The 11231-nt window shown below is 49.6% G+C and carries 10 protein-coding genes; 4 read left to right on the forward strand and 6 right to left on the reverse strand.

Going from position 1 to position 11231, the window contains the following annotated elements; genetic code table 11:
* The first annotated feature begins 83 nt into the window (after positions 1 to 83).
* Positions 84 to 1322: a nucleoside recognition domain-containing protein gene (locus FPE01S_RS19345; RefSeq protein WP_046370616.1), complete on the forward strand. Its 1239-nt coding sequence runs from the start codon at positions 84 to 86 to the stop codon at positions 1320 to 1322.
* A gap of 248 nt (positions 1323 to 1570) precedes the next feature.
* Here FPE01S_RS19345 and FPE01S_RS19350 read toward each other — a convergent pair whose 3' ends face one another.
* Positions 1571 to 1951, reverse strand: coding sequence for a GxxExxY protein (locus FPE01S_RS19350; RefSeq protein WP_217998238.1), 381 nt, complete (start codon positions 1949 to 1951; stop codon positions 1571 to 1573).
* A gap of 85 nt (positions 1952 to 2036) precedes the next feature.
* On the opposite strand from FPE01S_RS19350, the gene FPE01S_RS19355 reads away from it, so the two are divergent.
* The gene (locus tag FPE01S_RS19355) at positions 2037 to 2264 is read left to right on the forward strand and encodes a hypothetical protein (protein WP_046370618.1); all 228 of its coding nucleotides are present in this window, start codon (positions 2037 to 2039) and stop codon (positions 2262 to 2264) included.
* Between the two features lie 34 nt (positions 2265 to 2298).
* Here the strand turns inward: FPE01S_RS19355 and FPE01S_RS19360 are convergent, their stop codons facing one another.
* A complete protein-coding gene (locus tag FPE01S_RS19360; RefSeq protein ID WP_046370769.1) occupies positions 2299 to 3048 on the reverse strand; it encodes a DeoR/GlpR family DNA-binding transcription regulator in 750 nt (249 codons plus the stop codon).
* 91 nt (positions 3049 to 3139) lie between these two features.
* A complete protein-coding gene (gene nhaA, locus FPE01S_RS19365; RefSeq protein ID WP_245624030.1) occupies positions 3140 to 4255 on the reverse strand; it encodes a Na+/H+ antiporter NhaA in 1116 nt (371 codons plus the stop codon).
* Between nhaA and FPE01S_RS26270 the strand changes: the two genes are divergently transcribed.
* Entirely contained in the window at positions 4191 to 4334 is a 144-nt protein-coding gene (locus FPE01S_RS26270) for a hypothetical protein (RefSeq protein WP_245624031.1), read from the forward strand. The genes nhaA and FPE01S_RS26270 overlap by 65 nt on opposite strands.
* Positions 4335 to 4607: 273 nt before the next feature.
* On the opposite strand, the gene FPE01S_RS19370 is transcribed toward FPE01S_RS26270, so the two are convergent.
* The 3 genes from FPE01S_RS19370 to FPE01S_RS19380 are packed head-to-tail and all read right to left on the reverse strand — an operon-like array spanning position 4608 to position 8352.
* On the reverse strand, positions 4608 to 6335 hold the full coding sequence (locus tag FPE01S_RS19370) for an OstA-like protein (RefSeq protein ID WP_046370620.1): 1728 nt from the start codon (positions 6333 to 6335) through the stop codon (positions 4608 to 4610).
* An 8-nt stretch (positions 6336 to 6343) separates the two neighbouring features.
* Positions 6344 to 7333 carry an MlaD family protein gene (locus FPE01S_RS19375; protein ID WP_046370621.1) on the reverse strand — a complete coding sequence of 330 codons (990 nt, stop codon included), beginning with the start codon at positions 7331 to 7333 and terminating at the stop codon, positions 6344 to 6346.
* Positions 7334 to 7371: 38 nt separating this feature from the next.
* On the reverse strand, positions 7372 to 8352 hold the full coding sequence (locus FPE01S_RS19380; RefSeq protein ID WP_052956024.1) for an N-acetylmuramoyl-L-alanine amidase family protein: 981 nt from the start codon (positions 8350 to 8352) through the stop codon (positions 7372 to 7374).
* Positions 8353 to 8566: 214 nt separating this feature from the next.
* On the opposite strand from FPE01S_RS19380, the gene FPE01S_RS19385 reads away from it, so the two are divergent.
* On the forward strand, positions 8567 to 11146 hold the full coding sequence (locus FPE01S_RS19385) for a putative LPS assembly protein LptD (protein WP_157474100.1): 2580 nt from the start codon (positions 8567 to 8569) through the stop codon (positions 11144 to 11146).
* Positions 11147 to 11231: the final 85 nt, after the last annotated feature.

The raw sequence follows: 11231 nt of genomic DNA on the forward strand, positions 1-11231 counted from the left end.
AAAGATACGACCGGATTCACTATTTTCACCTTTTCACCCAACTGCCTGACACACAATTACTATCAGTCACCTAATTTAACCGCATGGCGCTCAATTATGTCTGGATTGCGTTTTTCGTCATCGCCTTCATTTTTGGCTTGTTCAAACTGATCATCCTGGGGGATACGGAAATCTTCAAGAAGCTGGTGGACGGCAGTTTTGAGTCGGCCAAGGCTGCGGTGATGGATGTGGCTTTCCCGCTGACGGGTACCATGGTCTTTTTCCTGGGACTGCTCAATATCGCCGACAAAGCCGGTGCGGTCCGCTTTATGGCCAGGAAACTGAACCCCCTCATGAAACGGATCTTCCCGGAAGTACCGGAAGGCCATCCCGCGATGGGGCAAATGGTGATGAATTTCTCCGCCAACCTGTTGGGCCTCGACAATGCCGCCACGCCCTTCGGCCTCAAGGCGATGGACAGCCTCCAGACGCTGAACCCGGACAAAGAAACGGCCACCAATGCGCAGATCATGTTCCTGGTGCTGCATACTTCAGGACTCACCATTATTCCGCTTACCATTATCGCTTACCGGATCAGCAATAACAGCCAGGAGCCCGCATCCATCTTTATACCCTGTGTGCTCGGCACCCTGGTGACCACGCTGGCTTCAGTGATCATCGTCGGCCTTTGGCAGAAGATCAAATGGGATGCCGTTCTGTTCGGCTGGATCCTCTCGGCCATTGCAGCCGTTTGCGCGCTGTTGTTCGCCGTGAATAATATGACGCCCGCCGGCAAGGAAATGTTCTCGAAAGTGGCGGGCAATATGCTGCTGTTCATCATCATCATGAGTTTTATCATCGGCGGCCTCTGGAAAAGGATCAATGTGTTTGATGCTTTTATAGAAGGTGCAAAAGAAGGCTTCGGTGTGATCCTCAAGATCATTCCCTATCTCGTGGGCATGCTGGTGGGCATCCGCGTCTTCCGCGACAGCGGTGCGCTGGATTATGTAATCAAAGGCCTGGGCTGGTGCATTGCCAAAGTGGGGCTGCCCACGGATTTCGTGCCCGCCTTACCGGTGGCTATCATGAAACCTTTCAGCGGCAGTGGCGCGCGGGGGATGATGCTCGATGTGTTCGCGAACCCCGCATATGGTCCTGATTCCTTTGTCGGGAAGACGGCGAGTATTTTCCAGGGATCTGCCGATACGACGTTTTATATTATCGCGCTGTATTTCGGTAGTGTCGGGATCAAAAAAGTACGGTATTCCATTTGGGCCGGCATGATGGCGGATTTCATCGGGGTCATTGCGGCGATTATTATTGCATATAGTTTCTTTAAATAGGATGGGCCCGCTGAGGAGATTGGGTTCGCGCAATATTTTTTCAGAAATGGGTTTTGCAGTTTGCTGAAGGCGCTGCGCTTTTCACGCTGGTGTATTTTTTCACGCCAAGACGCAAAGGTGCTAAGCCGCAAAGGATTTTGTTTTGGCTAAAAGTCTGAGTGATAGCTAATGTTTTGCTGTTTAGAATACTAATGAATTCAGTGTGTAAGTGTGTTATGTAGATGAGCAACGTTGAGAGGCGGGAACAATTAAAGCTTATTTACAATGCGGTGAATGCCATTCTTTATGAGGGGGACATTAAAATTGATGAGAAGTCCCAATCTGCAATCAGTAATTTTCAGGTAGGTAATTACTTGTTTGTAATGCAGGTCTTCCAGGCCGGCTACTGATTTAACTTCAACAATTAGTTTGTCTTCCAGAATAAGGTCTGCCTTATAGGCAACGTCCATAATTATGCCTTCATGGCATAAGGAAATCGTTTTTTGCCGGGCAATGTGAATCCCAATTTTCTGAAGTTCGTATGCCAAAAGTGTTTCGTATACGTTCTCAAACATACCGGGACCGTATGTCTTGTGAATTTCAACACAGATGTTTACTACAATGGCTGCTAATTGATTTTCGGAGTGCATTCCCATAAGTTTATTTAGGCCAAACTCGATTGAAAAATTCAATCGGCAATAAGCAATGACGAATTAGGGTTATTATACTGGTTATATGAATATCAGAAAGGTGTTTCTCCGGGTCAAGTTTCTACTTACCAATAATAATGCAGCTAAATATTACTTAGTACCTGACCCTTGCAACAAACAAAAACTTTGCGGCTTGGCACCTTTGCGGCTTGGCGAGAAAAAAATAGACCAGCGCGAAAAGCGAAGCGCCTTCAGCAATCAGCAAAAACCAATGACGAAAAATATTGCGCGAAAAACCGGGGTGCACGAATAACACCGGGGTGCACGAATAACACCGGTGTGTACGCCTAAAGGACTTCTATACCGAGCTGCCGGAAAGGTTCCATTTCGGGAGCCGACGGGTCTTTCTCTGTGATCAGCATATCTACCTGGCCGATCTCACAAACATGGAGCGGCTGAAAGGAATTGATCTTTTCGGAAATACTCAGGCAAACGACTTTTTGCGCGGACTCGATCATCGCGCGCTTGATCATCACCACATCCCAGTCGTTATCGGTTACGCCGTGCTTTGTATCAATGGCATTGATGCCCAGGAAACAGATGTCTGCCCTGATGCGCCGGATCTGGCTGATCGCTTCGGGACCAACCGTGATGCGTGCATTTTTAGAAACTTTATCGCCGATGACTACCACCTCACTATTGGGATGGTTCATGTATTCGATCACTGCAGGAATGGATCCGGATATAAATGTGGCACGAAGGGTGGGTGGCAGGGCTTTGGCTAATTCCATAATGGTGGTACCGCCACTGGTCAATACGAACATACCGTCTTTGATCAGGCGCGCTGCCTTGCGGGCAACCACCATCTTGTTTTCCAGCGAATAGACCTGGTTGTTATTGAAATTGATCTGGCTGAAGGAATGGGAAAGCGCGCCGCCGTGAACCTTGATCAGTTTTCCGCCGTCGGCCAGTTCCTGGAGATCGCGGCGGATCGTGTCTTCTGATACGTTGATTTCTTCGCAAAGCTGGGCGGATAATACTTTGTTGTGCAGGTTGATCTGGTGCAGGATGTATGCCTGCCGCTCTTTTTTAAGCATAAGCGTCGTTTCGGCATCTTTAAGGTAGGCAAAAAACCGCAAAAACAAGCAATAATCGGAAATGCCGGAAGAATTAAAAAGATTTATAAAGTCAGGCACCCTTAGACCCGTTCCGGGCGGCACGTCCAAGGATCAGCAGGCCCAGTACGATAGAAAGTACCGCAGCAGCAAGGATGGCCAGTTTTGCGATGTTTTGCAGGCCGGTATCGTCGAAGGCCAGCATGGTAATGAAAATCGACATGGTAAAGCCGATTCCGGCGAGGGCGCCGATGCCAGCCAACTGGGTCCACGTGGCGTCTTTGGGTTTTTGTCCCCAGCCGAGTTTCACAGCCATCCAGGCAAATAAGGTGATACCGAGTGGTTTACCCAGCACCAGTCCGCCGGCTACTCCCCATGCAAGGGGACTGAACAACGTTTCTGCCAGGTTTTCCGGCAGAACGATCGCGGTATTGGTCAATGCAAATAACGGCAGTATGATGAAGCTAACGACATCGTGCAGGGCATGTACATAGTTGCCAAGTTTGTCTTCCGGGATGGTGAATGCCAACAAGACGCCTGCGATGGTGGCATGTACACCGGACTGCAAGATGCAATACCAAAGTAGTATTCCGCCAATGATAGTCATTGCCGGCCGAAGCGTATGCCAGAGGAATTTATGGGCCAGATAGATCAGGGCAAACAATGCAAGGGCCAGCAGCAGGTATAGGGTATGCACCGTCCCTCCGTAGAAAAGCGCAATCACCAGGATAGCGCCGAGGTCGTCAATAATGGCAAGGGCCATCAGGAAAATCTTGAGGGACACGGGCACGCGGCGCGAAAGGAGGGAGGCCACGCCAAGTGAAAAAGCGATATCGGTAGCCATGGGTACTCCCCAGCCGGCTTCCCAGGGAGTATTGCGATTAATCGCCAGGTAAATGATGGCAGGTACCAGCATGCCGCCGATGGCACCGGCAACGGGAAGGCTCGCCTTGCGGACAGATGATAATTCCCCCACCAGCAGCTCGCGCTTAATTTCCATCCCGGCCATAAAAAAGAAAATGGACATCAAACCGTCGTTGATCCAATGCAGTAAGGTGTGGGGCAGATGCAAACCCAGGCTTTGTCCGGACGGCGTTTCCTGTTCAATCAAATGCAGGTAGGTCATGCCGATTGATGAATTCGCCAGCAATAGTGAGATTACCGTGCAGGCCAGCAACACGATGCCCACGGCACGGCTGTCCCTGACAAACTCCTGTAACGGGGAGATCAGCTGGTTACGGATGATGGAACGGAGTTTAATAGTTTAGTTGTTTATGAGTTTATCAGTTTACGAGTTGGGACCCGAAGGTAATCGTTAGGTTTGAAGTTTGGCTTTGCCCACCGTAACAAAATACAAACGTTTAATTTTGTAGAATGCAGGCTGGTTGCTCATTTCACTGCATTTTATGAATTGCCCCAAATCACCAAAGCACAATGGTAAACGCCGGTAGTCAAAAACTTGTTGGGGGTTTTTTATCCAGAACCTTGAAAAAATAGTCCCAAAGACCCGCTGAAGCGGGATGGCGCATAGTTCACCCAGGTTACTCCCTGGGTCTGCTGCCGGTAGCGGATTCTATGATAACAGGCGGGGGATCTTCGAACAGTTCGAATTTCGTTTTGGGGCGGCGCGCTTCCAACCAGTGAAAGCCGCGGAGACGCATCTCTTCGTGGTTTACCTGGCGGAAGGGACTCATCTTTCCCTGCACATCACTTCGAAACACCACGCGGCTCAATCCCTTGCTCTCGCCAGTGTTTTCAAAATAGAAATCGATGATATCCGCAGTCGACCGGTTCACACCGGCATAGGCACTGTCTTCGTCCTGCGCATAATAAATACTTTCCGCAGAACCGCGGGCACGCATGTTATCGATATTCCCGTTAATGAAATAGCCGTTGATCGTATTGCCCTTGATCTGGTTGTAATAGCCTTCTGTAGTGCGGTTAATCATCAGCGCGTTTTCAAATACATGAATGCGCCGGGGTTGTTTATTGGCGGTAAAAAGATACAAGGTATCACCCGTGATCTGGCTGTGGTTGGCCCAGGCCACAGGATCCCGGAAAAGGCGGAACACAGAATCCACGCCGGAATAAAACAGGCTGTCACAAACGGCCTGCAGCGAATCGCTGAAGATCCGGACGTGATGATACGCCATGAAATACCGGTTCCGGTTCGTGGTGTCAGACGGCGAAATATCAATACGCCGATACGCGGAATCCTTAAAGAGACTGTCCCGGCTGAGGGAATCGGCGCGCAGGTAAGTATTTTCGTATCCCTTCAGATCCGTGAGCTTCATGGAGATCAGCGTATCTGCCGTGATATAGGTAGAGTCATTTTTCTGCTGGATGATCATCAGCGGCCGTTTCGTGGCCAGCATGGAATTTCTTTTCCGGTCGGCCCGCAATTCGTTGGCCAGGATCGATATCCCCTGCGCGGAATCCCGGAACACGGCATTGCCCAGGGCATAACTCAGTCCGGTGGCGTCATCAAATCCCACTTCGTCGCCGGTAATGAAAGTACTGCCATCCTTGATCTGCGGCCGTTTCCCAAAATTCGCCTTCTTGTTTTTCAGATCATAACTGCCCTCGCTTGTCTTTACCGTACGACGGCCGCTATCCGACTTAATCAGTGTTTCGGTGATAAAGGTGGCGATCTGCGTGTCGGTATTGTAGAGGAGCGAGTCCGTGTCCACGTCATATTCCGGGTTGCGCATCTTCACATTGTCTTTGAAGTACACATCCTTCATATCGCCGTAATAGGTAGCCTGCTGGCTGGTCAGCGTCGTTTTGTCGCTTACCACCTTGCCGCCATTGGTGTAGATGCCGATCTTGGTATCCGTATCGTATTCAAGATCATTGGTGGTCAGCACGCCTTTGCCATCCGTCAGTTTTACATTCTTCCGGAGGTAAGCTTTTTTCGTGTCGGAATAATAAATGAGGTATTGGGAATAGGTATGGATACTGTCGGAATCATTGATGTGAACATTACCGAAAGCTTCCACCACCCCGGTGCGCCGGTTGAGAACCGCACTGTCGCAATAGAATTTTGTATTGTTCTGTTGCAGGAACACATTCCCGGTAAGCATCTGGAGCTCGGTCACGGAATCTTTTTTCTCGTACCGGAGACGGTCTGCATGTTTGATCAGCACGATATCACTGGTATCGGTAGGCGCAAGTTCCTGCACCTGGGCGCCGGCCAGGAAGGGTAAACTGAATACCACGATCAGCACTGCCTGCAACAGCCATCCACGCAAAGAACCACTATGCCTCATGGGGTAAATCAGTTTGTTTGGGCGCTGGAATCGGCCAGTGGCGCCTGTAAGGGAGTACTTTTATCTTTTTTACCGAAAACGGAAATGCTGATATACCGCTTGGGATGAACCCTGAGGTCATCCAAAAGGATATTCAGGCTGCGGGAAGTATTCTCGAGGTTGTTGTACAGTTTTTTGTCGTTCAGCAGCAGCCCGAGGCTACCGTCCTTGCTGTTAGCTTTCGCCACCACTGCGTTCAGGTTGGTCATGGTCTTGTTCAGCTGGTCAACTGTTTCCTGTAGTTTCAGGTTGGACAGGTTGCCTGACATTTTCTCCAGGTTGGTCAGGGTATTGTTGATCTTGTCATTGTTCTTCGCCAGGTTGCCGGTCACCACATCGAGGTTATGCAGGGTACGGTTGAGTGCACTGTTCTGTGCGGCAACAAGGGTGTTGAGGGAAGCTGAAGCCGCCGTCAGGTTGGCAACGATCTTGTGGAAATTATTTTTGGTGGCAGGATCAAAATAGCCACCGGCAACCTGGATCAGTGAATCGAGCGATTGCAGGGTGCCGTCGAGGGTTTTCAGTGCCGGGTTAATATTGGCGCTGATCTGATCGATCAGTCCCGCTTTGATATTCGTGATCAGGGTGTCACCATTCTTCATGAAAGTGGTGGAATTGCCGGGTTCGATGGTGATGGAAGCGGAGCCAAGGAGCTCAGTACTGATAAAAGCAACAGAATTAGCCGGAATATCAATATCGCGGGCAAGGTTGATGGTTACAACGATACCATCATTAATATTACGGGTTCTTTCCTCCATTTTATATACCATGCCCACCTGGAGGCCGTTGATCAGTACCGGGTTGCTGGTAGTGAGACCTGTTACCCTCGGAAAGATTGCATAGATCTTGTCATTCTTTTCAAAGAGGTTCTTTCCTTTCAGGTAATTGAAACCAAAAATCATCAACGCTATGGCAACTACAGCCACTAAACCGATCTTGGTTTCATTAGAAATTTTCATCCGCAGGTCTTTTAGGTTTCTCGATCAAATGTATACAATTATTTGCCGGTAGCAGGACGCTGGCTATGGTGGGCATTCTCCAGTTCCGTCTTGTACCTTCTGAATGCATTCAAAACACTGGCCACCACTTCATCCTGTCCCTTTTCACTGTTCAGGTACTCTTCTTCTTCCTTATTGGTAATGAAGCCGGTTTCCACCAGGATGCTGGGCATGCCGGTAGCCTGTAACACCCAGATCCCTTTATTGTTCCGTTGTTTCACGCCGAAACTCTGCCTGCCTTCCTTTTCAAACTCGTCTTCCACCATGCTGGCCAGGAGGGCAGAATTGCGGAAATAATATTTCGTATACAGCTGGGCGCGGATCTGGGCCTCCGGTGAGTTCAGGTCCAGCACGTTTTCAGGGTCATCGATCGGTTCGCCTTCACCGCTTTCGTTTTCCTCCATGGCATTGATGTTTTCGCTCTTTGCCTTGCTCCGGTCAGCAGCCCAGATATAAGTTTCTGTGCCAATACGGGTATTCTTCACATAATAAGATTCGTATATGGGTGACTGTATGGTCTTTTTACGCCGGTTCTTTCCTTTTCCCACATACACCACTTTAGGTTTATATCCGGATATTCTCTTGGCGTACCAGCCGCCAGCCTTCTGCCCGGTGGCGTTCAGGTGAATGCTGATGAAAAGATCGCCCTTGGCTTCGTTGGCCATCTGTGCACGCACGCGGTTGGCCACATTGGGATCTTTTTCACCCCGGGGAAGGTTTTCGTCGGTCCTGGTATAAATGAATTTGATTTGAGGAAATTCAGCCTCCATGGCTTTTCCCAGTTTGAGGGCGATCTGCAGGGCAACCTCTGCTTCCGTCGAAATGAGACCGCGGGCACCGGGGTCCCTGCCACCATGACCTGCGTCGATGATGACAGTTTTGATGGCATTCTTTCCCTGGGCCCGGATGGATTGTGAAAACATTAGCAATGCAACAGCAGCAAGGGTCAGGGATAAAGAGGTCTTAATCATTTTCAACATAGAATATCCTTTGATAATGGGAATTCGCTTTTATCACAACGTAATAAAGTCCGAATTACTATTTTTGCCCCCATTCAATAATATGAATAACGGCGGCAAATTTAGTTTAAAATACAGTTTATTTGGGCTTTTTGCGCTGGTGTTTTGTATTTCAACGTCCTTATCCTCAGCGAATTATTCTGTACCCCAAAATTTTGGCGGGCTGTTAACAGGTTTGGATACGGTTCCTACCCGCGGCGATACAGTACCGGTACGCCGTGACAGTACTCCGCCAGCCATAGACACAGTTCCCCTCCGTGATACAGGTATACGCCGGGTTCAGGTAGATACCCTGAACGTAAAGGTCAGTAAGGACTCACTGGATGCTCCAGTGGAATACTCGGCATCAGACTCGATGGTACTGGACATGAAGACCAAGAAGATCATTCTTTATAATAAGTCCACTACCAAATACAAAGACCTTGACCTGAGTGCCTACAAGATCGAACTGGATCAGCCATCGCAGATCGTGGTGGCCACCTATACCCTCGACAGCGCCGGCGCGCAGGTGGGCAAACCGCATTTTATACAGGGCGAAAGCAATATGGATGCGGACAGCATCATCTATAATTTCAAATCACAGAAAGGGATCACCAAATCCACCTATACCCAGCAGGGTGAGATGTTCGTCTATGGTGAGCGCATCAAAAAGGTGAACATGACCGATTTCTATGCGCTGCATGGGCGGTTCACCACCTGTAACCTGGATACCCCGCATTTTGCTTTCCGTACGAACAAGATGAAACTGGTGAACCAGAAGCTGGCAGTCAGCGGTCCCGTACACCCTGAATTTGAAGGGGTGCCTGTACCGGTTTACCTGCCCTTCGGCTTTTTCCCGCTGTCCCAGGGCAGGCATTCGGGAATTCTTCCCCCGCAATTCACCGCCAACGAACAGTTTGGTCTCGGTCTGGAGGGCCTGGGTTATTACAAAGTGCTGAACGACATGTTTGACATCATGTTCCGGGGGGATATCTATTCTTATGGCGGGTGGCGGGCCGTAGTAACGCCCACTTACCGTAAGCGTTACCGTTACTCGGGCAGACTGAATCTCTCTTACCAGCATACCCGTTTCCTGAGTTCGGATCCCGAAAAGGATTTTGAAACGAACAACTCCTTCAATATCCAGTGGAGCCATACGGCAGATACCAAGGCCCGTCCCGGTACCACCTTTTCAGCCAACGTCAATGCCGGTTCCACCCAATACAACCGGTATTCGGCAGTCAACCCGACCATCAACTTTCAGAACCAGTTGTCTTCTTCCATTTCCTACAGCAAGAACTGGGACAATAAATATATCCTTAACCTGAGTGCCGGTCACAACCAGAACAGCAATAACCGGTTGATCCAGGTCCGCCTGCCGGATGGATCATTCACCGTGAACACGCTTTATCCTTTCCAACCAAAAGAGTTTGTGGGGGAAGCAAAATGGTATGAAAAGCTGGGCATTGGTCTGAACACGGTTTTCCAGAACCAGACTTCCTTTTATGACAGTGCTGCCAGCATGCACCAGATCATCGATACGATGCAATGGGGCGTACAGCATACCATTCCCATTACACTAGCCCTGCCGGCGATGGGACCTATCCAGATTTCTCCCGGCGTAAGCCTCAGCCAGCGCTGGTATGGTACGCAGAACTACCGTGTATGGAATGATAAGGAAATCAAGGTAGATACACTCAGCTATAAGGGTTTCTATACTGCTACTGATATCGCTTTCAGCCTGGGCCTGAACACGGCCTTGTTCGGCACCTATGATAAATTCGGCAAGAACAGCGGGATCAGGGCAATCCGTCACGTGATCCGTCCCAGCGTCAGTGTCAGCTACAAACCTGACCTGAACGGAAAGGACTGGTACGCGGTGCAGGTAGATACATTAGGCCGAACCCAGCGCTACAGCAAATATTCCAACACTTTGTATGGCGCTTACGGCGAAGGGGAATTCGGCGGGCTCAGCTTTACGTTCGACAACAACCTTGAAATGAAGGTCCGTTCCAAAAAGGACACTTCCGATGGGGGCATCAAAAAAGTGAAGCTGATTGATGGTTTCGGTTTTAACGGCAGTTACAATTTCATGGCAGATTCTTTCCGATTGTCGCCGATCAGCCTTTACCTGCGCAGCAGCCTCTTCCAGAAAGTGAACCTGACTGCATCTGCAACGCTGGATCCTTACCAGGTTGACGGCCAGGGATACCGCACCAAATTCTACGCCTGGCAGAATGGCGGATCCGGCATTGGCCGTATCACGAACGGAAGTGTTTCACTGTCCACCTCTTTCCAGAGCAAGAAAGCGGAAGAGAAAAAGAAGACCATCGAAGAGGAACTGGCCAATTCGCAGTTGCCGTTGACGCTGGAAGAGCAGCAGGAGCAGATGAACTATGTGCGCAACAACCCTGCGGAGTTTGCGGATTTCGACATTCCCTGGTCGCTGAATGTTTCCTATTCTCTAAGTTTCAGCCGAGTTCTGAAAGGGAATTATTCCGGCTGGTACACGCAGATCTCCTCCAACCTAAACCTGAGCGGTGATTTCAATCTCACGCCGAAGTGGAAGATGGGGGCCAATACCTTTTACAACTTCAATACAGCCGAGCTCACGCAGTTCACGATGTTTTTAAGCCGGGAGCTCCATTGCTGGCAGCTGGGCATTAATATCACGCCGGTTGGTTTGTATCGGTCATTCAATATTACGATCAACCCCAAGAGTGGCATCCTGCGCGACCTGAAAATTAATCGCACGCGGTATTTCTATACACAGTAGAAAAGCGCGCAATGGGTTTTCACGTAACTGATTTTTGCTAATGGCTGGGAGTCGCTGCGCTCCTTTCCCGCAATGGTGTATTTTT

The organism is Flavihumibacter petaseus NBRC 106054, assembly GCF_000974785.1.
In the GTDB taxonomy this organism is placed as follows: domain Bacteria; phylum Bacteroidota; class Bacteroidia; order Chitinophagales; family Chitinophagaceae; genus Flavihumibacter; species Flavihumibacter petaseus.

Excerpts from the sequence above, each read along its gene's own strand:
- FPE01S_RS19345 (WP_046370616.1), top strand. The coding sequence starts at position 84 with ATGGCGCTCAATTATGTCTGGATTGCGTTTTTCGTCATCGCCTTCATT.
- FPE01S_RS19350 (WP_217998238.1), bottom strand. The coding sequence starts at position 1,951 with ATGCACTCCGAAAATCAATTAGCAGCCATTGTAGTAAACATCTGTGTT.
- FPE01S_RS19355 (WP_046370618.1), top strand. The coding sequence starts at position 2,037 with ATGAATATCAGAAAGGTGTTTCTCCGGGTCAAGTTTCTACTTACCAAT.
- FPE01S_RS19360 (WP_046370769.1), bottom strand. The coding sequence starts at position 3,048 with ATGCTTAAAAAAGAGCGGCAGGCATACATCCTGCACCAGATCAACCTG.
- FPE01S_RS26270 (WP_245624031.1), top strand. The coding sequence starts at position 4,191 with ATGCCGATTGATGAATTCGCCAGCAATAGTGAGATTACCGTGCAGGCC.
- FPE01S_RS19370 (WP_046370620.1), bottom strand. The coding sequence starts at position 6,335 with ATGAGGCATAGTGGTTCTTTGCGTGGATGGCTGTTGCAGGCAGTGCTG.
- FPE01S_RS19375 (WP_046370621.1), bottom strand. The coding sequence starts at position 7,333 with ATGAAAATTTCTAATGAAACCAAGATCGGTTTAGTGGCTGTAGTTGCC.
- FPE01S_RS19380 (WP_052956024.1), bottom strand. The coding sequence starts at position 8,352 with ATGTTGAAAATGATTAAGACCTCTTTATCCCTGACCCTTGCTGCTGTT.